This window comes from Proteiniphilum sp. (genome assembly GCF_034927365.1).
Taxonomy (GTDB): Bacteria; Bacteroidota; Bacteroidia; order Bacteroidales; family Dysgonomonadaceae; genus Proteiniphilum.
Map to the genome: position 1 here is coordinate 25,664 of NZ_JAYFQD010000006.1, position 22,652 is coordinate 48,315.

Genomic DNA, 22,652 nt, shown 5'->3' on the forward strand with positions numbered 1-22,652 from the left:
AACGTTATTCAGGTTTACGTTTATCAGTGGAATAAATAATTGTGTGCATTCCTTTTAAACCGATATCGCTGCCTGGGAACCGGAATAGGATCCTGGGCCGATATCTCCCATCTCAATAAATTCTCAATCATTTCATTTTTGATGGTTTTATAAGATCGGTTTTCAAAGAGATTATCCAGTTCTGTCGGATCTTTCTTCAGATTATATAGCTGACCGTTGCCATCCATATCATATACCAGCTTCCAGTCCCCTTTCCGGAGCATGCGCATGGTACCGCTCTGTGTCCATGTATTCAGTTCATCGAAAAACAGCCCCTGCTTCCCCACCGCTCCTTCTGCCGTATAATCTGTACCATCATTCCGGGTATAATACATCCCTCCGAATCCATCCTGCACCATCACACTTTCAAACTCTTTTTCCGGGTAATCCTTTCCCTGCAGCAGGGGCCACAGACTACGCCCCTGTACTCCAACCGGAATATCGGCACCCATTATTTCGCATATGGTAGGAAAAATATCGATGATGCTCACATGCCCTTCATGGGGATTTACGGAAGCCTGTATCCCGGGGCCGGTCCATTGCATCGGTATACGGGCAAGGACATCATCCAGTCCCACCCCTTTTTTCATCAAACCATATTCTCCCACATAATCGCCGTGATCTGCAATAAACAGAATGATAGTATTCTCGTACACTCCCTTTTTCTTCAATTCACCTATCAGGCGTGCCAGTTGGTCATCAATCATCCCTAACATCCCATGGTAAATTGAGCGGAGGCGTTGCAGGTTTTCCTGATAGCCGACATGCCCTTGCGCCATCATCTCCGAAAGCAAGAGATACTCATCCCCTTTTATTTTCATATCCTTAGCACTACTCCTCATTGGAGGCAATGATTCGGGAGGAAACATGGAATAATAGGGTTCACACGCCTGATAGGGATTATGCGGCTCCGCAATAGAGAACCACATCAGAAAAGGTTTACCCAACAGGGAATCGATCCAATGCGAAGCATCATCCACCATCCGATAAGGTAACTGACCCTCTACTCCATAAGGAGCAGGTTCCATATCGGCATACATATCCAGTGTCTTTAAATATTTATCGAACGCCTTGCCAACCTCGCTTTTATTCTTCGCATCCTGTCCATCATGATTATAAGCGCTCCAGTAATCTACCCGATCGGGAGAAAGATGAGAATGATTTTTCCCGATCAGCGCTGTGGCATATCCCTGTTCCCGGGCCACATCAAACAGATCTTTGGCATAGAAGACATCCCTGATATTGTGGTTGGAACGGACATGGGTGGCACTGGGAAACCGCCCGGTTAACATCGAGACACGCGCCGGGCCGCTTGCAGGAGCGGCCGTATACGCCCGGTCAAACCAAGTCCCTCTCTCAGCCAAGCTATCCGCAAAAGGCATTGTATTCAAAGGATATCCTTCGCGGTGCATTAAATCGACCCGTAGCTGATCCGCCATAATAATAATGACATTGGGACTTTTTGAAGATTCCTGCCCAAACGTAGCGGATAATACAGAGATAGAGACAGATATCCCTGTAAATACTTTTTTATTGAATTTATTTGTCATTATTCCGTTTTTTATATTGAATAAGGGTAAAACCACAAGAGGCCATCACAATTGTAGACTTCAAATGTTTTCCAGAAAGATCAATCGTTTGGAGTGATATATTATCCCTCTCATTCTCAGAATTCGCGCTATTGATATCATTACTTTCAATCTTCCACATTGTAACAGGCAAATAATCCTTCGGCACCTCTATTCTGATTCTCTGCTTTTTAAGATGTGAACGGTTAATCAATGCCACATGTATAACCTCCTCGTCCGTCATTACAGCAGTTCCATCTATATAGTGTAAACTGACATCGCCTTTGTTCAGTTCATCACTGATAGCGCCTTCAACGGCTAATTCTTTCACCGGCAAAGTGATTTCCTCTCCTTTTATCTCCAGGTTCAATTTATTCCCTACCATATATTTCCGATACAATTCGAAGACATAATAAATGGGTGTTTTATATGCATCTCTCTCACCCACAGTCCGAATGATACCATGCCCATTTACAGGAAAGATATAATTGGCCATTCCGACATAGGGACTCTGACGGATAAAAACATTCAACATTCCGGCAATCGTTACCACATCAAATTGTCTTCTGGCATCATTTCGAGTAAACTGATACGTTTCTCCGGCAAATACGGAGTGACGGCAATTCCATTCATCAATACTAAACCGTATGGGTTGATCTATGCGGTTGAAACGCTGATTGACTTCCTTTAATAACTCGATATTCTTCCGAAGATGGACCTCCACTTTGACAGGTGAAAATAATGTATACTCCGGATTTTGTAATTTTCCATCATTCACCTTTGCTGTCATATAGAAATGTTTGGTAAGAAAATCTATTACATCGCCATTCCTGTGAAGAACCGTATCATTCCATTGGTAAATATATCCGACACCCAATAGTTGCAAATCGGGATATTGAAAACGAATTGCGCTAGCCCATCTATGGAGCCTTTCTGCATATTGTTTTGCAGTTTCAGCAGTATGTCTTCCCCAAGGACCGTAATTTTCATTTCCTATTCCCCAATATTTTACACCATATGGCTTTTCATGTCCGTTGAATGCTCTTTTCTTCCCGAAAGTAGTTTCGGTTGATCCGTTTACATACTCGATCCAACCCAAAGCATCACCCAACGATGCTCCATATACCGGATCATTACCCATATTGAAGTTTATATAGGGTTCGGTTCCTACTCTTACACACCATTGTAAAAATTCGTCAGTTCCAAATTGATGGGTTTCGATTCCCTTCCATGCAAATTCTTCCACGGAAGGTCTCTCTTCTTTCGGACCAATCCCTTTCCTCCAGTCGTACTCATGGGCATAAGTACCTCCCGGCCACCTCATCACCGGCATATCGAGAGGCTTCAACAATTCATTTACTGCAACATTTTCTGTTCCATTCTCATTGATCAGCCCTCCATAAATAATTTTGTCATTACAATCTTCCAGCATCTGTCCGTAAATCATCGGATCTATCACCACTGGTGTACCCGGAATTTTCACTGAAACAGTTGTCACTTGTCCGTTTAAGACCAACATAGAAATACTACATAAAACACAGGAAAAGAGCCATTTACTTTTTATTGAATCCATTTTGTAACAGGTTTAAAAAGTAAAAATATAATAATTTAAACCGCTGTCCAAATACTGATACAAAAAAAGCCACCCCGAAGGATGGCCTTTCCGTAGTATGTATCAAGAAAATTATTATCTGATCTTCTTATAACCGTAAACAGCGCGGTCGCCCAGTTCTTCTTCAATCCGGAGCAACTGGTTGTACTTAGCCATACGGTCAGAACGGCTCAATGAACCGGTCTTGATCTGTCCTGCGTTGGTAGCTACAGCGATATCAGCGATAGTCGCATCTTCAGTTTCACCCGAACGGTGTGAAGTTACGCTGGTATAACCGTGCCTGTGTGCCATTTCAATAGCGTTCAGCGTTTCGGTCAGTGTTCCGATCTGGTTTACTTTGATCAGGATAGAGTTTCCACAACCTTCTTTGATACCTCTTTCAAGGAAATCAACGTTGGTTACGAACAGGTCGTCACCTACCAACTGGCATCTGCTGCCAATCTTATCGGTCAATAATTTCCAACCTTCCCAGTCGTTTTCACTCATACCGTCTTCGATAGAGTCGATAGGATATTTGGTGATCAGTTCTTCCAGGTAAGCAGCCTGCTCTTCGCGGGTACGTTTTTTACCATTAGGACCTTCAAATTTGGAATAGTCATAAATACCATCTTTGTAGAATTCAGAAGAAGCACAGTCGAGACCGATCATCACATCTTTTCCCGGTTCGTAACCTGCATTCCTGATAGCAGTAAGAATAGATTCCAAAGCTTCTTCAGTTCCACCGCTCAAATTGGGAGCGAAACCACCTTCATCACCTACAGCAGTACTAAGGCCTTTGTCATGAAGCACTTTCTTCAACGCATGGAATACTTCAGCACCTGTACGCAATCCTTCTTTGAAAGAATTGGCACCCACAGGGCGGATCATAAATTCCTGGAATGCAATGGGAGCATCGGAGTGAGAGCCACCATTGATGATATTCATCATGGGAACCGGTAATACATAGGTGTTGGTACCACCGATATAGCGATAAAGCGGCAGGCCGAGATAGTTAGCAGCCGTTTTAGCCACTGCAAGAGATACACCCAGAAGAGCATTTGCACCGAGGTTCGATTTTGTTTTCGTACCATCAAGTTCAAGCAATCTGGCGTCGATCTGGGTCTGTTCCAATACGTTCATACCCAGCAAAGCCGGAGCAATAACGTCATTGATATTTGCTACTGCTTTCAACACACCTTTTCCCAGATAACGGCTCTTGTCTCCGTCACGGAGTTCCAACGCTTCGTTCTCACCTGTGGAGGCACCCGATGGAACAGCGGCACGTCCAAACGCACCCGACTCTGTCAACACATCCACTTCAACGGTCGGATTACCTCTTGAATCCAAAACTTCCCGTCCTAAAACACTTACAATTCTCATGTTGTTGAATTTTATAAATAGATTAATTTGAAAATCCTATATTGATAGAAAATAACCTGATATCCTAAAGGGGTGTCGGAATTTCCGACCTGCAAATATAGCTATATTTTTGCTATTTTGGGCTGTATCAAAGTATAAAGTTGTTATAAAAAGAGAGATAATGGCTACTACGCACCTGCAGCGTTCACGGTGACGATGAGGGCGGAGAGATTGGATGTAAGTAGTTTCACCGATATAGCCATTAGGATGACCCCGAAAAATTTACGAAGGATATATGCACCACTATCACCCAACAACTTCTTTACCAGATCGAGATATCTCAATACAAGATAGACGATGACCAGGTTCAAGATTACCGCGGTAATGATATTGATGATATGATATTCTGCCCGCATCGAAAGCAGGGTGGTAAAACTTCCCGGTCCGGCAATAAGCGGGAAGACAACCGGGAACATCGTGGAAGAGTTATCCGTAGAGGTACTGTCGTTCTTGAATATCTCCACACCGAAAATCATCTCTATGGAGAGGATGAGCAACACAACAGCCCCTGCAACAGCAAAAGCGGATACATCGAGTTGGAAAAGTTTCAATATCCACTCTCCGATAAATAAGAAACCTACTAAAATCAGTAATGAGTAGCCGGCCGCTTTTTCCGGATGGATCGTTCTGTTTTGACTTTTTAAATTCAGGAAGATGGGAACTGACCCCGTAACATCGATAATTGCAAACAAGACCAGAAAAGCACTTACAATTTCAACTCCATTAAGAACTGGCATAACACTTTATTTAGAATTATGAAAGGAATAGCTAACCTTTTGAATGCAAAATTACAAAATATCAATCAGATAGCAAAACGTATGCTAATATTTGTCAATCAATGCAGCAAAACTCTCATAAGGGAAAGGATCGGGATGTACCTGATTCAGGTATTTGATAATCCTGAAAGCGTTGAAGTGATGAAAGAATCGTTTCCTGAATGTGGACAGTGAAGCACAATTGCCATTGCAATCACTGATGAGCAGAGGAAAATCGATCTTATTCAGGAATTGTTGCAGCGACGGATCCAACGACGTTACCATTCTTTCCACCATATGCCCATCTTTTCCGAAAAAGTCATCTTTCATATCGAAGAGTTGTTTCACTACCTGAAATGATCTCTCCGAATAAGCTCTCTTATTACCATCCGTATCTTCTATAATTTTTTGTAAGGAAGGCCCTGTCCCAAATGGAACGCGACCGGAGAGACGGGCCATCGGGAATACCCGGGCCTCTTTCAACTCCAGAATATGGCCCAGGGCAAATATCTTTTGAAGGAAATAGAAATCCTCACCTCCCTGCTGACGGCCCATACCTCCTACACTCACATACGCATCTGCCGAAACTGCAAAAGCGGAACCAATGGTATGCCAATAGTAAGGAAAGCCCATGTATTGCAGCATCGAACGAAAATAACGGATGTAGGCTTCATATTGCCTTGCAGCACTTTCCGCTATCGGGCTCTCCTCCTCTACCCGATGATAGAAATCATGGATAGTAGCATTCAGCGATTTATCACGGGAGAAAGTACTCCAAATGGTTGTCAAAAAATTACTGGTAACCGTGCAGTCAGCATCGAGAGAAACAATCACACCACGCAACTTTTCTTTACGCAAGAAATGTTCTACCGCCAGGTCCATCCCTATCTTTCGGGCTAACCCTACTCCTGCATGTTTCCTCGGTAAACCTTCAAACAACAGTGGCATAAAGTCGAAACCGGATTCATGGTAACGAATGGCAAAATGGAGGACTTCATCATAAGATAACCGGTTCTGTTTTATGACTTCTTCTGCGGCAAGCACACCCGAATTGATTACGATTATTATCAATACATTCGCGTCAGGACGATCTCCGGCTCGCAAACTATTTAGAGTTTCCGACAGAGAGGGTTCGTGATAGCAGGGAATCACCACGATCATATCTGCATCCACGTCCGGAGGAATTGTGGTACGCAGATATTCCGGCTTCTGCCTTTCTACATATGACTTCCAATATTTCATCTTTTAAGACACAAGAGCCAAGACTTCGGGATTTTAGATTTAGGATTTGAAAGTGTTCCACCTTTTCCATCCCACTCTCCCACTTTTCCTCTTTTCACCGATCCACTTCCAGCTACTCCAAAAGCAAAAAGGGTACAATCACAATGTGACATACCCTCAATTTTTTCTGAAGATGATAAAACCACCTAATTTCCTGCTGCAGCGGTCGCCGTAGCGGGACCATACTTGCTGTTCAGGAATTCAACCACTGCATTGGTTATATCATATTTCTTATCAGCATACAGAATGGTACTTGTAGTCCTGTTGTTGAATATGATTTCGAAATTTTTGTTCTGGTTGAACTCTATCATTCTTGCCTTGATGGTATCCTCCATCTGGATATTCAGTTTTTCCTGCTCCATCAATAACTCCTGAGTCAACCGTTCTTCCAATTGCTGGTATTCCTGATACATTTGCTGAACCTTATTCTGTTCCTGCTGCGCTCTTTCGGGAGTTAAGAAAGCATTATTACGCAACAAACGCTCAAATTCAGCATGGGCAGAACTAACCTGTCCCTGCTTCTGGTTTAAAGTCGCACGAGTACTCTCCTGCTTTCTCAACAGCGATTCGTTAAGATCCCTGGCAAAATTGTAATTCATCAACAACGAGTCCACATTCACATACGCGATGGGCAGGGTAATGGAAGAGTCGTTCAACAAAGCAGAAAGGTCTTTTGCAGAGGCTCCGTTAGCAGATGGTTTTGTCGTAAAATGTAAGATGTAAAGAATAATAATTGCAACCGCCAGCACACCACTGACGACGTAAAGAGTAGAATTCTTCATTTTTGAGAGATTTAAATTTTTTCTGATTTCAACATTCTTTCTATAGGACTTTCTCTTCTGTTCATCTCTTCTGCATGCTGAGATGTAGCACAATGGATTCCTCTATCCTGCAATGGCTTACTATCGCCTATATGTAGACTGGGGAACTCACCTTTCTTCGTAAAGAAGACACGCATCCCCATCAATAGAATAGCGATGAACAGGATAATAGAGCCTAAAATGAGTACTTTTATCATAATGATGCCATTTGATGTCGCAAAGATAGTCTAATTAGCCAATTAAACCACATTTTTTCGGATTAAAGATAGTGAATTTTTTGTTTGTCCCCCATTTTTCTTGTACTTTTACTTATTATATAAGCTATTTCAAATAAAAAGAAATGATGATAACAGATTTACAACCTTCGGCCATCTGGAACTATTTTCACCAGATCACACAGATTCCGAGACCATCTAAGAAAGAGGAAAGAATATTGGCTTACTTGCTCGATTTTGCCCGTGAGCATAACTTGGAAGCAAAACAGGACAAGGCTGGCAATATAGTGATCACCAAACCGGCCACACCGGGAAAAGAGGATGTTCCGAGCATAATCCTCCAATCTCACGTAGATATGGTCTGCGAAAAAAATTCGGACGTAACGCACGATTTTGATCATGATCCGATAGAAACAATTATCGATGGTGATTGGGTAAAGGCCAACGGCACTACATTGGGAGCCGACAACGGAATTGGTGTCGCTGCCCAACTCGCTTTACTGGCTGCGGATGATATCTCACATGGCAAGATCGAAGCGCTCTTTACAGTAGATGAAGAGACCGGGCTGACGGGAGCCAACTCTCTCGAAAAGGATCTGCTTACCGGCAGCATTTTGATTAATCTCGACACCGAAGAGGAAGGTGAAATTTATATCGGATGTGCGGGAGGGAAAGGTACCAAAGCCTATTTCAAATATAAGGAGAAAGATGTACCCAAGGGTTATTTCTGGTGTAAGGTACAAGTAAAAAGCCTTCGGGGTGGCCACTCCGGAAGTGATATCGACAAGAAGTTGGCCAATGCCAACAAAATACTCACCCGCTTCCTGTATTCCATCACACGAAAAAAATATGGTATGGTCTTGTCGGAGATTGGTGGAGGCAACCTGCATAATGCCATTCCGCGTGAAGCTCATGCCCTGTTGGGAGTGAAAGAGAAATACAAGGAAGATATTCGTATAAAACTGAATACTTTCCTCGCTCAGGTACAGGATGAATACAAACACACCGATCCCGGACTCAATATCCAACTGGAATCGACTCAGATACCGTCAAAAGTGATTAATAAAAAAACTACAGAGAGACTGATCAGTGCACTGTACGCCTGCCCGCATGGAGTGATTGGTATGAGTTTCGATATCCCCGGACTGGTGGAGACATCCACTAATCTGGCATCCGTCAAAATGATTGACCATCATCTCATTGAAGTCGGCTCCAGTCAGCGAAGTTCGGTGGAATCCCAAAAAGAATATGTGGTGAACATGGTATCATCGGTATTTGAACTGGCCGGTGCAAAAGTGACCCATAACGACGGATATCCGGGATGGCAACCTAATCCCGACTCCAATATTCTGAAACATGCACAAAAAGAGTACGAAACATTATACGGCAAGAGCGTTAAAGTAAAGGCCATCCACGCAGGCCTTGAATGTGGATTGTTCCTCGAGAAATATCCACATCTCGATATGATTTCGATCGGTCCGGATATGACAGACGTACATTCTCCCGATGAAAAAATGAAAATCTCTTCGGTGGGCAAATTCTGGGATTTCCTGGTAAAGATCCTGGAGAATATGCCTGCTGAAAAGTAAAAACAGAGCAATGCGCTTTTCCATATTATTAGGGTTACTGCTAACTATCCACGTGGCAGGGATCGTCGCGCAAAACGATTTTCGTATCATGTTCTACAATGTAGAAAATCTGTTTGATCCGGAAGATGATCCTTTGAAAGAAGATGATGACTTCATGCCCGATGGCTTCATGCGGTGGACACCCTGGAAATATTGGGAGAAGTTGCGCAATATCACCCGTGTGATCACGGCTGTCGGGGGCATGCAGTCCCCGGCATTGGTAGGACTGTGCGAGGTGGAAAACGACTCTGTACTTTTCCATCTCACTCAACGGTCACCCTTACGTGCACAGGAATATGCGTATATCATCACCGATTCACCCGACGACCGGGGGATTGATGTAGCATTACTCTACCAGCGTAATCAGTTCAAACCACTTCAGACCGGTGAATACGAGGTAAAATTCAGCCGCAAAGGTATCAGGCCGACACGCAACATCCTCCATGTGGTTGGCGAAGTATTGAACGGTTCTGTTCTCGACATATTTGTCTGCCATTTCCCGTCCAGAAGCGGCGGACAGAAAGAAACGGAACCCGCACGGATAGAGGCTGCAACTCTCCTGAGAAATAAGATCGACAGCCTGTTCTCTATCCGGGATAACCCACAAATTATTTTGATGGGTGATTTTAACGACCACCCCTCCAACAAGAGTCTTTCACAAATATTGAAAGCCGGGAGTATACAATATCCTTCTCTAACGGATCAACTATATAACCTCTTCTATCATCGAGCGAAAGAGCACGAATTCGGCAGTTATAAATACCAGGGCAAGTGGGAGGTCCTCGACCAGTTTATAGTAAGTGGAAATCTATTGAAGATGGAAAACAATGTCCACATGAAAAACAACCAGGCACATATCTTCAAAGCTGATTTTCTGTTGGAAGATGATGAGAAGTATTATGGACAAAAACCATATAGGACAAATCTGGGACCCCGTTATATAGGTGGCTTCAGTGACCATCTACCCATCTATATGGACCTGACGCTCGTTTTTGAACATCCATGAAGAAAGTTTTTGCCAGTTTTTTTTTAAAACTTTATATTAATAATCACACTTATATTCGTAAATAAGTTCTATATTTGCGTCTTAGAGAGACAGAAAAGTATAAATAAATAAACATACAGCACTTATGAATCCACTACTTATTAATTTGAACGGATGGGAAATACCTATTATAGTTCTGGTTGTCTTAATCCTTTTCGGAGGAAAAAAAATCCCTGAATTCATGAAAGGTTTGGGTAAAGGTATCAATAGCTTCAAGAGAGGATTGAAGGATATTGAAGATGATATCAAGGCCGAACCGACCGACACCAATTCATCTAACAATTAGAAATCAGTGGAGTAAACCTGCTAGACAATAAGGCAGGTTGTCTCCTCTCTCATCATCAAAGAGCATAGTATTTCGAAGATAAATTCGGGAAAATCCGGTTGTCTTCGGTTATTTACATATCTATTATTTAGCACAAGATAGAAATGACAGAGAAAGAAATGTCTTTTTGGGATCATCTGGAAGAGTTCCGATGGACCATTATTCGTATTCTCGTTGCCGTACTTGTTTTCTCTGTCGTAGGATTCATCGTTATCCCCAAAATCTTCGACACTATTATTATGGCACCGCGCTCGTCGGATTTTGCCACTTACCGTTTTTTCGAAAAAGCGAGTGAATTTATCCCATTCTTACCGGACTTCTCGGCAGATGCTTTCGCAGTGCGAATGCTAAACATCAACATGACCACTCAGTTCATGACCTATATCTCTACTTCGTTGATGTTTGGTGTGCTCTGCACCATTCCCTACATATTATATGAGATATGGAAATTTATAAGTCCTGCACTCTATGAAAACGAGGCAAAAGGGGTAAAGACCGCCTTCGGATTCGGAGGGTTTATGTTCGTTGTAGGTTGCCTAGTAGGTTATTTTATAGTATTTCCACTTATATTCCGGTTTCTTATTACCTTTGAATTAAGCGATTCCATTGAAAATTCAATCTCACTTGACTCCTACATGAACAACTTCTACACCCTTATCTTGATCATGGGGTTGGTCTTTGAGATGCCACTGGTGTTCTGGTTGCTATCGAAACTGGGACTGATCTACCGCTCATTCTTCCGGAAATTCCGCCGCCATGCCGTCGTTGGCTCATTGGTAGCCGCCGCACTTATCACGCCTTCAGGTGACCCCTTTTCCCTTTTCGTAGTAACTATCCCAATATATATGCTGTGGGAAATCAGTGCGTTTATGGTCACGAAAGACCCACCTGAAGAGGAAGAGGAGGAAAATCTCCCCGCAGTGTTCGAGTAAAGGACAATTACCCGCTAAACAGGGGTAATCAGCCCCTTTAGCAGGTAAAAGTCGGTAGGCACGTTCGCCAATTAAAAAATAATATCCCAACTATTTGCTTGTGAAATAGTTGGGATTTTTGTATCTTTATGGAAAACCCCGAAAATACGGTTTAGCGGCCAAAAACGGGGAAATCCAACCAAAAAGACATGCGAAAGATACAACAAATAACGGAAATATCCCAGACTTTACCCCTTTATCAGGAAAGTGAACTTTTATCTTTTTACCGTTCGAGTTTCGAGTCAAGTGAATTGGGTCGCCTGTACCGTGTATTCCCGTTTTCAGCCATAGCTGAGAGCTTCAGTCTGAAGACGTGCAAATCGGGTCGCAAAAGTTTTTTCAGCCCCGAAGGCAAGATTGCCCTGATGGTACTGAAGAGCTATACGGGATTGTCCGACAGGAAGTTGGTGGAGCAGATCAACGGTAGTATCCACTTCCAGTTCTTCTGCGGTATCTTCATCCGTCCGGGGGAAGAGATACGGGATACAAAGCTGGTGAGCAAGGTCAGGTGTGAACTGGCCTCCAGACTTGATATGGACAGTTTCCAGAAGGAGATGGCCGGTGCCTGGAAGCCGCTGATGAAAGACCTGCACGTGGTCATGTCCGATGCCACCTGTTACGAGAGCCACCTTCGTTATCCCACCAACGAGAAACTCCTGTGGGAAGCCATCGAATGGATATACGGGAGGATAGTGACACTGTCAAGGGAGTTGAAGATGCGCCGTCCCCGCAGCAAATATGATGATATCCGCAAACGCTACATGAACTACACCCGCAGCCGCAGGAAAACCCGGAAGAAGAGAAGGAAACTGCGTACTTCCCTGATCTTCCTGCTGGAAAAACTTGATAGACAGCTCGATGCGATCGAGAGTCAATACCGCGGCATCCTTGTACTGGACGGGTTCCACCACAAGAGGCGCAATATCATCAGGGAGGTGCTTTCCCAGCAACGGCAGATGCACCGTAGCGGTGAGTCGATGCCGGGCCGCATCGTGAGTATCGACAAGCACTATGTCCGCCCCATAGTCCGGGGCAAGGAGACGAAGGCCGTCGAGTTCGGTGCGAAGGCCAACCTGATCCAGGTGGACGGGATCAACTTCATAGAACATGTCTCCTTCAAGCCCTTCAACGAGGGGGTACGGGGGATATCCTCCATACAATACGCGAGGTTGCTTTTCCGCAAGAAAGTCACGCATTTTGCAGCCGATGCGATCTATGGAACGAACAGGACCCGCAAATACTGTTCCTCATCCCCCTCACCCATCTATACCGGTTTCGTACGCAAGGGCAAGAAAGCCCGTGACGAGGATCACAGGAGCAAACTCAGGTCGTTGCTCTCCAAAGAGCGGTCAACCCGCCTGGAGGGTAGCTTCGGGACGGAGAAGGAGCATTACAACCTGAGAAAGGTCAAGGCCAGGACCGAAGAGACGGAGATACTGTGGATACTCTTCGGTGTCCATACGGCAAATGCCGTAAGACTGGCCGCCAGAGGGCAGCGCAAGGAACAAAGGAAGCCAGCATAAGGATTTAAGGATAAAAAACAGGAATCGGGGATGAAACTCTTCACTCCCCTGATCCTTCATGTCCTGAAAACAGGGATAATCTCAACTTTTACACTTGAGTAAAAGAAAAAATCAAAAAAGAACCGGAAAACAGAAAAAGTCTCAACTTTATCCGTTCTCCGGTTTTAAATTTTACCTATTTAGCGAAGGTGCCTCGGTATCAAAAGAGACTTCCCCACCCTACACAATAAAATCGGAAGTATCCAAATAAATAACACCAGAATATCCGATTATTTATAAACAAACTCCAAACTATTTGTTCTGGATAGTTCTTCCGAAAGGAGTGAGCGCAAGGCTCATCAACTTGAAATGCTGATTTCCAAAAGGAATACCGATAATGGTAATATAAAAGAGTAAACCGAACAACAGATGGGTTAGCACAATAGGAACTCCACCTACAAAGAACCAGATCACATTCATCAGAAATGACAAGCAACCGGAGGATGACTCTTTGCGTACGACCTTCTTACCAAAGGGCCACAATGCCACTTCAGCCAGTTTTAACGACTGAAGCCCGAAAGGAATACCGATGATAGTGACCATCAGCGCCACACTGCCCAACAGGTATTCAATGGCGATAAAAACACCGCCGAATACCACCCAGATAACATTACCGATCGTTTTCACTTTACCGCAATCACTTCTATTTCTACCAAAGCGTTTTTCGGAAGAGCTTCCACGGCAAAGGCCGAACGGGCCGGGAAAGTACCACTGAAGCGACTGCCATACACTTCATTCATTTCGCCGAACAACGACATATCATCCAGGAATACAGTTGTTTTCACGATATTATCTAAAGTGGCTCCTGCTACCGCTAATACCCCTTCTATATTATTAAATATCTGTGTGGTTTGCTCTTTCACGCCACCTGGTACAATATTTCCGGTCGACGGGTCAATAGGTAACATACCTGACAGGAATAACATCCCATTTACCTCAATCGCCTGATTGTAAGGCCCTATCGCCGCAGGCGCATTGTTTGTTGAAATTACTTTTTTCATTTTATTTTCTGGAAGTTTCAATTATTTTTCTCATTGGCACATTAGTCACATTGGCATATTGGCACATTGGCATATTGGCACATTAGGATCCGCGCTGTCTCACCACCTCGTAAATCAGCACGCCTGCCGCCACCGATACGTTGAGCGACTGGATTGTACCGGATTGAGGAATTCGTACCAACTCGTCGCAGATACGAAGATGCTCGGGAGCCACACCCATATCTTCCGATCCCATCACAATGGCGACCGGTACGGAGAGATCGGTTTGGGTATAAAAGGTGGCGGCTTTTTCTGTAGCTGCCACCACTTTGATTCCGCTATTTTTGAGGAAGACAATCGCTTCCTTAAGGCTTTTCTCCCGGCAGACCGGGATAGAATGCAAAGCACCTGCCGAAGTTTTTATCGCATCTGCATTCACCGAAACACTACCTCTGGCAGGGATCACAATGGCATCTACGCCAGCCACCTCGCAGGTACGGGCTATGGCGCCGAAATTACGCACATCGGTCAGTCCGTCCAACACTAGGATGAACGGGGTCTTCCCCTCTTCATACAGGAATGGTACAATATCCTCCAACTTCTGGTAGGTAACGGCCGAAGTGAACGCGATCACGCCCTGGTGGTTCTTCCGGGTGATACGGTCAATCCGCTCCAAGGGTACTTTTTGCATGGGTATCTCATATCGGCGGAGCAATTCCTGCATTTCCAGAAACAACTCACCCGATAATTCCCGCTTCACCAATACCTTGTCTATATCTTTTCCGGCTTCCACTGCCTCTATAACGGCACGAATGCCGAAGATCATCTCTTTTTCCTTCATACTTTACTTTCTATTCAGCATTACTTTTGCATTTTCAATTGCCTGTTCCGTTATTTCTGCACCACTCAACATGCGCGCTATCTCCTGCACACGCTCTTCGGGCGTCAGTTCTTTTAATTTTGTAGTGGTAATATTGCCCTCATCCTCCTTGTAAACAAGGAAATGGGTTGCTCCTTTGGAAGCAATCTGAGGAAGATGGGTGATACCGATCACCTGCATCCGGGTACCCATCTCTTCCATGATAACTCCTACCCGGTCGGCCACCTCACCTGAGGTACCGGTATCTATCTCATCGAAGATGATGGTCGGTAACGAAGTCGCCCCGGCGATCATCGCCTTGATGCACAACATTACACGCGACATCTCACCGCCGGAAGCAATCTGAGAGACCGGCTGCAACGCCGCATTCTTGTTAGCCGAGAAAAGAAACTGAACCGTATCGGCTCCCGTAGCATCCGGTATTTCTTTCGTTTTGAAGTCACATTGGAACCTCACGTTGGGCATCCGCAGATAAGCAAGCCTCTCTACCAATTCTTTCTCAATATTCGATGCAGCCTTTTTCCTCTTTTTACTTAACAGGTCGGCTTTTACCATCATTATCTCCCGCTTCTCACCAGTCTCCTTTTCCAACCCTTTCAACCGGTCATCTAGCAAATCGATATTCTCTAATTTCCGCCCCATCATATCACGCAAAGCAATCAGCTCTTCCACGGAAGTGACGGAATGCTTTTTCTGCAGGTCGTAGATGGCACTTAAGCGATTCTCCAGAAATTGACGGCGACCGGGATCGAATTCGATCTCTTCAAAATATCCCGCGATCTCCTGCCGCACATCTTTCAGTTCTATAAAAGCAGAATCGACCCTGGATGCCACTTCAGATAATCTCGGATAAAATCGTTGTATATTATGCAACGTATCCGCCACAGATCGCAACATCGATTCCACATTCCGTTCGTCATCCGACAACAATGCAGTGGCTGCATAAAGCCCCGTCTTGATATCTTCGGCATGAGTAACTGCCTCCAACTCTTCTTCCTGTTGAGCCTGTTCACCCGGGTGCAGATTCATTTCGGCAAGTGCCATGTACTGGAATCGAAGGTAATCTTCCTCCTCCCGATTCTTACGGGACTGCTCCCGTAGATTGGCCAATGCTTTTTCCGATGCACGGTATGCGGCATAAGATTCACCATACTGGGCACGCTCCTCAGTGGTATCGGCCAATAGGTCCACCACGTTCAACTGGAAAAGATTATCGTTCAACGACAAATTCTGGTGCTGGGAGTGAATATCGATGAGCCTGTCACCCAATACCTTCAAGTCGTTCAGATAGACCGGAGAGTCGTTCACAAAAGCACGCGACTTTCCATTACTCCATATTTCCCGTCTTAGGATACACTCATCCCCTTCGTATATCCAGTCCAGTTTCTCGAAAAAAGGTACGAGATCATAGGTCGACAGATCGAAAATCCCTTCTATGATACATTTCTCTGCGCCCTGTTTGATCTGCTTCACATCGGCACGTTGGCCAAGAATCAGCGAGAGGGCGCCCAGAATAATAGACTTACCCGCACCCGTCTCCCCGGAGATCACCGAGAAACCAGGATCGAAACCGATCCGGAGAGAATCGATCAATGCAAAATTCTGTATGTATAGCGACTTTAACATAAAATTTATTCTCTCAACTGCTCTAATTCATTATTACGGGCGGGGTATAACTTTACAAGCGCCTCATAGGCCTCTCTCTTCTCCCGTGCATCGGCACGGGAAAGAAGGTTCACTATCTCTTCGAGTTTAGCATCTCCAAAAAGCCTGATCAGCAAGTTATTCGGACGTTTTGTCTGCATTGTTGTCAGGAAAAGGACCGAAGGTACTATTTTCCCTAACCCGGGTCCGCCATTTCGGTCTGTCACATCCAGACCATTCCGGTGATAATCGAACCACATTTGCCGGTATTCTCCCAGCGTACCATCGTTAAGAGCGGTAGCAATAGCCGAACGATTCCAATTGTTACTACGCTCCCACCCTTTCCATCCGTAAGATTGTGCATTGGCTACAATCTGTTCCATATATCGGAAACAGTATGTGCCTCCCAACGCAGAGTGGGAATCGAGATCGAGTCCCAGAATAAGGTAAGCGTAATAGGCTACGATTGTCGTCAGATTCCCCTGAAGAAAGTTGGGATCAAACTGCAAAGGCTGATGCACGGTATAGTCGAATTCCATTTCTTTGTCACGTATATTCAGCAGGGGAGTATTGTAACTGCTGCCCTCTACCGGGCAATGCGACTGTACATACAACTCACCACGGAAGGAATTGGAAGATACCGCCTCGGTAATGACCAGCGTAAAAGAGCAATTGATCCGCTCGTCCGCCCGAAACGGGGTGTCGCTCCATCTGCGTCCGTTGATAAAAGTGCGCAGCGCCTCTTCAAGGACATTCAGTGCCTGCCTGTTTGCACCCTGAACCATGGAACTGTTCACCTTTACCTCTGCATTCAACTCCTGAGCGGAAAGTGAAGACAATCCCGCGAAAAAAAATAACAGGATTGACAGACAGCTATACCCCAGAATGATGGGTGTCCTGACTAAACTATCTTCAAAATATGCATACTTTCTTCGACGATACATTCTATCTAACTCTCAAACATCTTATGGAACCCGACAAACAGAAGCGACCTGCGCAACTTACATAACTCTTTGTCAACGACTTAAACACCTATCAATCTACTTGGAACTCCGGTTCAGTCTCCGGACAAATTTTGTCGGTAAACAGTATACCTCCCAGATGATCATATTCATGTTGAAAGATCACGGCAGAAAAACTATCACTTCTGCTATATCCTTCCAGATGTTCAGCATGTAAATCCCCCTTTTCGTCCCGGTATTCCACATCTATCCATGGCCAACGGAGCGAGTTTCCTTGCGTGTCGGGGATAGAAAGACAACCGTCACGCTCGAAGCAGACAGTCTCTTCCGGGAAACCGACTATCCGGGGATTGATCACAACATGCACCGGCTCACCAGGAAGATCCAGACGAATAAAGATGAATATATTCTTAAGCACTCCCACCTGAGGTGCGGCAATACCTACCCCACCCGACGTATGCATGGTTACAATCAGGCGGCGGATCAGCAATTGCAGACTCTCGTCGTTTGCAATTGAATCGGGATCAACATCCGTGGAGTGCATGCGAAGCACCAGTGAGTCGATAGGATCAGTCACCTGCAACACACGAAAAGGAGTTTCTTCATCCCCGTTATGGATGATTTCCAATTCTCTTTCGGTAAAGGGTATAAGCGCCATCAGATTGAATTGAGATACAATCATAAATAACAATGTGATGAATTTACATTGCATTTGTAATGAATTTAACGATACGCTACAAAAAATTATGTTCCAAAGTTAGTAAATCCTTTCGAACATATAGGGTTCTTCAGGCTATTAATGCAATCCGAATTGGTGATCGACCACTTCGAAAGCTGTCCTACGGTTGATCTGATCGACGATTTCCTGTTGATCAACTGTAAGAGTTTCAATGAATTCTTCGGTGAGGAGATCTCCTTCTTTCAGAAAATCGAATTGTTCAGCCATCTTTTTCATTACTTTTACCGGTTGGGTCTTACCAAAACCGTGAGCCGACAGACGCTGCGTATTGATACCGTTAGTCACGAGATAGTCCACTACCGATTGAGCACGGCGTAGGGAGAGATCAAGATTGTACTCGTCCGATCCTTTCCGGTCGGTATGGGCTGAGAGTTCTATGGCAATAGTCGGATGCTCGTTTAGTAGTGTTATCAGCAAATCCAGTTCCTCTTTCGACTCCCCCCGCAATGTGGCACTGTTGAAATCGTAGAATATATTGTCCAGTATAACCGGTTTATAATAGGGTATCATCTCAAAATCGACATAGTAAAGGGTATCTTTTTCGACAGAAACGGTCGATAATCTCTGTTTCTTATTGAGGAAGCCTTCGGCGCTCGTCATCAACAGGTAATCGACTCCCTCCCGGGCCTTGAATCGGTATTCACCCTCCTCTCCGGTCACTAATTGCAGTTGGGATCCGTCATTTCCTACTATGCTCACGGTAGCACCCGTGATGAATTCATCATCGGGATCCACTGCAAAACCCTCTACCCATGTAGTCACTTCGGGATAGGTGAAAGAATAGATATGATCATATCCCCGCACATCATTCCGGTTAGAGCTGAAAAATCCCCTTTCTCCTTTCGTTTCAAACGTGATCCCAAAATCATCGCCAGACGAGTTAAGCGGAGATCCCATATTACGTACAAGCCATTTCCCACCTTCCCACTTCCCTTCCTTTCCACTTTCCCACTCTTCCCCTCTCCCACTATCCTCTCCTGAGGCAACAGCCACAAAAATATCTAGTCCTCCCATCCCGGGATGACCGTCGGACGAGAAATAGAGTCTATTGTTATTGCGCAGATAGGGAAAAAGTTCATCACCAGGCGTATTAATAACCGGACCAAGGTTTTCTACGGATAATATCTCCTGATTATTCCGGATTTCCGCCCGCCATATATCTTTACCGCCATAGCCACCCGCCATATCGGAAACAAAGTAAAGCCAACGGCCCGATGGGGAGATCGCCGGATGGGCAAAAAGGGAGAGCGAATCATCCTTCACTATCTCCAAAAGCTTTCCCTCACTCCACCGGCCATTGACCCACCGGGAGAGATAGATCTTTGCAGTGGTAGGGTAATTGGGATCGCCGCCGGAGAAAGTATAATACATCCACTCCCCATCCGGAGAGAAAGAGGGTGTACCTTCATCATGGTCGGTATTGATGTCGGTATTTATCCGTTCCGGGCGCTGCCATTCACCGTGTACATTCTTAGTTGTAGTGAAAAGGTCGTTGTATTTCATCCCTGTGATGGGGCTCTTCTCTTCTCCAAGGGCCTCATCTCTCGAGGAGGCAAAATAAAGGCCGTCGCCTTGCGGTGAAAGCATCGGGCTAAACTCTCCACGATTTGAATTGAACAACTCTATCCGCTCGACTCTATATCGTGTAGGGCTTTCTCGCCACTTCAGAGCCATTTCCACCCCTCGAAGCCCGCGGAGAGCCATCGGATCATCCGGTTTGAATGTTAAAAAACGGAGATATTCTTCTGCGGCAGCATGGTAACGTTCTTCACGATGCAACATCCGGGCATAGTGAAGATACATTATTGTGTCGGGATATCCGTAACGGATAGCGTTACTGTAAGCAGTCACAGCTCGTGCGGACTGATTCAATCTGCGGTAGTTTTCAGCGAGCTCAAAAGCGATAACCGCCCGTTGAGCCACCCCTTCACGCAGTGCATTCCGGTATAGCGTCCTATAGGTCTCGCTCGCAATATAATATTCCCCACGAAGATATTGATCCCGTGCGATACTCAGTCTTGCCTGATCGCACGAAAGCAGCAAACATGCAGCCGCCAGCAGAATATATGGGAAAGCCAATTTCAAGTTCGTCCGTTTTGGCTATAAACGGTTTTTTCGGGGAATTATTGTATCATCCTTTTTCGGTAAGTCACTCCCTTCGAAAAATATAGGTATCGGTGCCCACTTCTAAAAACAGCAGATTTCCTCTCAACTCGAAGGATTGGCTATCTCCATCCTCATAAATAAAAACACCTTGCTTCACCGAAAGGTCGTACCGGTAAATATAGCTGCGTTCTTCTCTCCCTAACTGAGTTTCAGAACCAGACTTTCCTTTAAACTCATAGCGATAATCCACTGTTTCTTCTCCTATGAAATGGAGTGTGATCACGAACGAGGAGCTACCGCCATCCCAGGTCTGAGTTTCAGCATACTTCCATTTTGTCCCCTGCAACGAAGACAAATCCTGTGCCAAAGGTTCATTGTCGCATGAAATGAAAGCGAGCAAAAAGAAAAAAAGAATAATAACAGATTTACGCATATATTGAGACTGATTACAGTGCGACGACATCTTATTGATGTTCAGGTCGCAACAGGTCGTTCACCGTCTTCACCGGATTGAAAGTGGAAATAGGCACCTCTACGAAAATGGTATTCCAGTTACTCATCGCCCCGTTCCACAATCCTGGCAACTCCAGCGCTTTCAGTTCCTTGCCATTTTTTGATTTCTGGGAGATGAATCCGGTATTACGATCGACAAATTTTGTCAGATTGTACTTGTTTCCCTGATTACATTTTACGCCGCACACCACATCCACAGGATTAAAGTGAGAGCCATTCCTGAATGCCTCCATCGCTGCAGCGTCATTCTTATCGATCTGGGAACTCTCAAGTATCTGAAGAGATGCCGTGCCATCGGGATTGACAGTGATAAAAGGACCACCTCCCGGTTCACCTTCGTTCTTCACCATGCCACACACACGGAAAGGCCGGTCGAATTTCACTTTCAGGTATTTTTTCAGTTCATCTTCCGTGGCAAATTGTCCGGGATGAGAGATACACAGTTCGTTTTCGGTAAATGCCAGCATCTCTCCCAACTCGTCCGTCGTGGCTTCGCCCGACTCTAACAGGTTCAGGTAAGCATGCGTACGTTGTTGCATCGATACCAGAATACCTGCCAGTAACCTCTTGTATCGCGCTTCATTTTCCTTCAACCTGTCAGGAATCACATTATCGACATTTTTTATGAAAATCACATCCGAATTGATATCATTCAGGTTCTCAATCAACGCCCCATGTCCGCCGGGACGGAACAGTAGCGATCCATCCTCATTTCTGAAAGGTTCATTGTGCACATCTGCGGCAATGGTATCGGTACTCGGCTTCTGGATACTATATGATACTGAGAAAGTAGCCCCCAGCTTGAATTCATAATTCAACTTCCTGGCTGCCACCAAAAGTTCAAACATCTCCTTATGTTCCGCCGATACGGTGAAGTGCACCCCCACCTCACCGACTTTATTCTTTGCATAGAATGTACCTTCGGTAAGGTGTTCTCCTACCGGGGTACGGTTGCCTTCGGGATACTTATGGAAAAGGAGCAATCCCTTGGGCATACTGCCGTAATCCATCCCTTCCGGACTAAGCAACGCTGACACCACATCTTTATATCGTCCTTCTTGACACAATGTCTCCACATCCTTCGCAAACAAAACCCTACATGTCTCATCGAGTGAACCGAAAAAAGCAAATTGCTGGATACGGTCGAAGAACTCTTTTTCAAAAGGAGTGGTCGGCACATCATAATCAGCATCAATGAAAGCAAACAAATCTTTAAACATACGGCTGGCTGCTCCTGAAGCCGGCACAAATTTGGTCACCTTCTTACCACTGTCCAGGAAATCCTGCCATGCATCTAGGTACACTTTTTCTTCTTCTTTTCCTACTTTCATTATGCCTCTCCCTACGGAAGCAGCAGCGACAATAGAGAGATAGGGAAATCCGGCAGCGAAATATTTCAGTTGCGTATCAATCTGATCCTCCGAGATCCCTTTTTCACGCAGTAATTCCAAATCTTGTTGTGTATACATAGTGTTTGGCCTTAAAATTGTTATTATCATTACACAGCACAATTCTAAAACAGAATGCCGCTTTTATACTCTTTATTCATCAAAGGTAGAGATTATTTTTTAAACGAAGAGTGGTGAATGTACAAAATTGACACCGTCA

21 protein-coding genes are annotated in these 22,652 nt (G+C 44.9%); 5 read left to right on the forward strand and 16 right to left on the reverse strand.

Going from position 1 to position 22,652, the window contains the following annotated elements:
• Nucleotides 1-23: 23 nt before the first annotated feature.
• The 7 genes from VB073_RS03410 to VB073_RS03440 all read right to left on the reverse strand — a co-directional run bounded on the left by VB073_RS03410 (nt 24) and on the right by VB073_RS03440 (nt 7,671).
• Nucleotides 24-1,589 (reverse strand): sulfatase, encoded by a 1,566-nt coding sequence (locus tag VB073_RS03410; RefSeq protein WP_323402747.1) that lies wholly within the window; start codon nt 1,587-1,589, stop codon nt 24-26.
• Nucleotides 1,579-3,180, reverse strand: coding sequence for an alpha-L-arabinofuranosidase C-terminal domain-containing protein (locus VB073_RS03415; RefSeq protein WP_323402748.1), 1,602 nt, complete (start codon nt 3,178-3,180; stop codon nt 1,579-1,581). Before VB073_RS03415 ends, VB073_RS03410 begins: the two co-directional genes overlap by 11 nt.
• Before the next feature lie 114 nt (nt 3,181-3,294).
• Nucleotides 3,295-4,578 carry a phosphopyruvate hydratase gene (gene eno, locus VB073_RS03420; protein WP_323402749.1) on the reverse strand — a complete coding sequence of 428 codons (1,284 nt, stop codon included), beginning with the start codon at nt 4,576-4,578 and terminating at the stop codon, nt 3,295-3,297.
• Between the two features lie 167 nt (nt 4,579-4,745).
• Nucleotides 4,746-5,354: a MarC family protein gene (locus VB073_RS03425; RefSeq protein ID WP_323402750.1), complete on the reverse strand. Its 609-nt coding sequence runs from the start codon at nt 5,352-5,354 to the stop codon at nt 4,746-4,748.
• Between the two features lie 84 nt (nt 5,355-5,438).
• Nucleotides 5,439-6,614 carry a glycosyltransferase gene (locus tag VB073_RS03430; protein ID WP_323402751.1) on the reverse strand — a complete coding sequence of 392 codons (1,176 nt, stop codon included), beginning with the start codon at nt 6,612-6,614 and terminating at the stop codon, nt 5,439-5,441.
• 185 nt (nt 6,615-6,799) lie between these two features.
• On the reverse strand, nt 6,800-7,435 hold the full coding sequence (locus VB073_RS03435) for an OmpH family outer membrane protein (protein WP_323402752.1): 636 nt from the start codon (nt 7,433-7,435) through the stop codon (nt 6,800-6,802).
• 11 nt (nt 7,436-7,446) lie between these two features.
• On the reverse strand, nt 7,447-7,671 hold the full coding sequence (locus VB073_RS03440) for a hypothetical protein (RefSeq protein WP_323402753.1): 225 nt from the start codon (nt 7,669-7,671) through the stop codon (nt 7,447-7,449).
• A 143-nt stretch (nt 7,672-7,814) separates the two neighbouring features.
• Here VB073_RS03440 and VB073_RS03445 point away from each other — a divergent pair, with 143 nt between their 5' ends.
• The 5 genes from VB073_RS03445 to VB073_RS03465 all read left to right on the forward strand — a co-directional run bounded on the left by VB073_RS03445 (nt 7,815) and on the right by VB073_RS03465 (nt 13,181).
• Nucleotides 7,815-9,278, forward strand: a complete 1,464-nt coding sequence (locus VB073_RS03445; protein ID WP_323402754.1) for an aminoacyl-histidine dipeptidase — start codon at nt 7,815-7,817, stop codon at nt 9,276-9,278.
• 10 nt (nt 9,279-9,288) lie between these two features.
• The gene (locus tag VB073_RS03450) at nt 9,289-10,323 is read left to right on the forward strand and encodes a hypothetical protein (RefSeq protein ID WP_416349495.1); all 1,035 of its coding nucleotides are present in this window, start codon (nt 9,289-9,291) and stop codon (nt 10,321-10,323) included.
• A gap of 124 nt (nt 10,324-10,447) precedes the next feature.
• Nucleotides 10,448-10,648, forward strand: coding sequence for a twin-arginine translocase TatA/TatE family subunit (locus VB073_RS03455; RefSeq protein WP_323402755.1), 201 nt, complete (start codon nt 10,448-10,450; stop codon nt 10,646-10,648).
• A 143-nt stretch (nt 10,649-10,791) separates the two neighbouring features.
• A complete protein-coding gene (gene tatC, locus VB073_RS03460; RefSeq protein ID WP_323402756.1) occupies nt 10,792-11,619 on the forward strand; it encodes a twin-arginine translocase subunit TatC in 828 nt (275 codons plus the stop codon).
• Between the two features lie 188 nt (nt 11,620-11,807).
• Nucleotides 11,808-13,181, forward strand: coding sequence for a transposase (locus VB073_RS03465; protein ID WP_323402757.1), 1,374 nt, complete (start codon nt 11,808-11,810; stop codon nt 13,179-13,181).
• Between the two features lie 291 nt (nt 13,182-13,472).
• Here the strand turns inward: VB073_RS03465 and VB073_RS03470 are convergent, their stop codons facing one another.
• The 9 genes from VB073_RS03470 to VB073_RS03510 form a co-directional block, all read right to left on the reverse strand.
• A complete protein-coding gene (locus VB073_RS03470) occupies nt 13,473-13,847 on the reverse strand; it encodes a YccF domain-containing protein (protein WP_323402758.1) in 375 nt (124 codons plus the stop codon).
• Nucleotides 13,844-14,221, reverse strand: a complete 378-nt coding sequence (locus VB073_RS03475) for a RidA family protein (protein WP_323402759.1) — start codon at nt 14,219-14,221, stop codon at nt 13,844-13,846. Before VB073_RS03475 ends, VB073_RS03470 begins: the two co-directional genes overlap by 4 nt.
• An 82-nt stretch (nt 14,222-14,303) precedes the next feature.
• Complete coding sequence (gene rlmB / locus VB073_RS03480) at nt 14,304-15,041, reverse strand: 23S rRNA (guanosine(2251)-2'-O)-methyltransferase RlmB (protein WP_323402760.1); 738 nt, start codon at nt 15,039-15,041, stop codon at nt 14,304-14,306.
• A 3-nt stretch (nt 15,042-15,044) separates the two neighbouring features.
• A complete protein-coding gene (recN, locus tag VB073_RS03485; RefSeq protein ID WP_323402761.1) occupies nt 15,045-16,706 on the reverse strand; it encodes a DNA repair protein RecN in 1,662 nt (553 codons plus the stop codon).
• Nucleotides 16,707-16,711: 5 nt separating this feature from the next.
• Entirely contained in the window at nt 16,712-17,668 is a 957-nt protein-coding gene (locus tag VB073_RS03490; protein ID WP_323402762.1) for a DUF4835 family protein, read from the reverse strand.
• Between the two features lie 91 nt (nt 17,669-17,759).
• The gene (locus VB073_RS03495) at nt 17,760-18,368 is read right to left on the reverse strand and encodes a peptide deformylase (protein ID WP_323402763.1); all 609 of its coding nucleotides are present in this window, start codon (nt 18,366-18,368) and stop codon (nt 17,760-17,762) included.
• A gap of 114 nt (nt 18,369-18,482) precedes the next feature.
• The gene (locus VB073_RS03500; RefSeq protein WP_323402764.1) at nt 18,483-20,510 is read right to left on the reverse strand and encodes an OmpA family protein; all 2,028 of its coding nucleotides are present in this window, start codon (nt 20,508-20,510) and stop codon (nt 18,483-18,485) included.
• Nucleotides 20,511-20,574: 64 nt separating this feature from the next.
• The gene (locus tag VB073_RS03505; protein WP_323402765.1) at nt 20,575-20,964 is read right to left on the reverse strand and encodes a hypothetical protein; all 390 of its coding nucleotides are present in this window, start codon (nt 20,962-20,964) and stop codon (nt 20,575-20,577) included.
• 31 nt (nt 20,965-20,995) lie between these two features.
• The gene (locus VB073_RS03510; protein WP_323402766.1) at nt 20,996-22,513 is read right to left on the reverse strand and encodes a DUF4301 family protein; all 1,518 of its coding nucleotides are present in this window, start codon (nt 22,511-22,513) and stop codon (nt 20,996-20,998) included.
• Nucleotides 22,514-22,652 lie beyond the last annotated feature (139 nt).

What these genes read in the sequence shown, in the direction of transcription:
- VB073_RS03445 (WP_323402754.1), top strand. Translation starts at nt 7,815, where the DNA reads ATGATGATAACAGATTTACAACCTTCGGCCATCTGGAACTATTTTCAC.
- VB073_RS03410 (WP_323402747.1), bottom strand. Translation starts at nt 1,589, where the DNA reads ATGACAAATAAATTCAATAAAAAAGTATTTACAGGGATATCTGTCTCT.
- recN (WP_323402761.1), bottom strand. Translation starts at nt 16,706, where the DNA reads ATGTTAAAGTCGCTATACATACAGAATTTTGCATTGATCGATTCTCTC.
- VB073_RS03465 (WP_323402757.1), top strand. Translation starts at nt 11,808, where the DNA reads ATGCGAAAGATACAACAAATAACGGAAATATCCCAGACTTTACCCCTT.
- VB073_RS03425 (WP_323402750.1), bottom strand. Translation starts at nt 5,354, where the DNA reads ATGCCAGTTCTTAATGGAGTTGAAATTGTAAGTGCTTTTCTGGTCTTG.
- VB073_RS03435 (WP_323402752.1), bottom strand. Translation starts at nt 7,435, where the DNA reads ATGAAGAATTCTACTCTTTACGTCGTCAGTGGTGTGCTGGCGGTTGCA.
- VB073_RS03475 (WP_323402759.1), bottom strand. Translation starts at nt 14,221, where the DNA reads ATGAAAAAAGTAATTTCAACAAACAATGCGCCTGCGGCGATAGGGCCT.
- VB073_RS03430 (WP_323402751.1), bottom strand. Translation starts at nt 6,614, where the DNA reads ATGAAATATTGGAAGTCATATGTAGAAAGGCAGAAGCCGGAATATCTG.
- VB073_RS03510 (WP_323402766.1), bottom strand. Translation starts at nt 22,513, where the DNA reads ATGTATACACAACAAGATTTGGAATTACTGCGTGAAAAAGGGATCTCG.
- VB073_RS03440 (WP_323402753.1), bottom strand. Translation starts at nt 7,671, where the DNA reads ATGATAAAAGTACTCATTTTAGGCTCTATTATCCTGTTCATCGCTATT.
- VB073_RS03450 (WP_416349495.1), top strand. Translation starts at nt 9,289, where the DNA reads ATGCGCTTTTCCATATTATTAGGGTTACTGCTAACTATCCACGTGGCA.
- VB073_RS03490 (WP_323402762.1), bottom strand. Translation starts at nt 17,668, where the DNA reads ATGTATCGTCGAAGAAAGTATGCATATTTTGAAGATAGTTTAGTCAGG.
- VB073_RS03505 (WP_323402765.1), bottom strand. Translation starts at nt 20,964, where the DNA reads ATGCGTAAATCTGTTATTATTCTTTTTTTCTTTTTGCTCGCTTTCATT.
- tatC (WP_323402756.1), top strand. Translation starts at nt 10,792, where the DNA reads ATGACAGAGAAAGAAATGTCTTTTTGGGATCATCTGGAAGAGTTCCGA.
- rlmB (WP_323402760.1), bottom strand. Translation starts at nt 15,041, where the DNA reads ATGAAGGAAAAAGAGATGATCTTCGGCATTCGTGCCGTTATAGAGGCA.
- VB073_RS03415 (WP_323402748.1), bottom strand. Translation starts at nt 3,180, where the DNA reads ATGGATTCAATAAAAAGTAAATGGCTCTTTTCCTGTGTTTTATGTAGT.
- eno (WP_323402749.1), bottom strand. Translation starts at nt 4,578, where the DNA reads ATGAGAATTGTAAGTGTTTTAGGACGGGAAGTTTTGGATTCAAGAGGT.
- VB073_RS03495 (WP_323402763.1), bottom strand. Translation starts at nt 18,368, where the DNA reads ATGATTGTATCTCAATTCAATCTGATGGCGCTTATACCCTTTACCGAA.
- VB073_RS03455 (WP_323402755.1), top strand. Translation starts at nt 10,448, where the DNA reads ATGAATCCACTACTTATTAATTTGAACGGATGGGAAATACCTATTATA.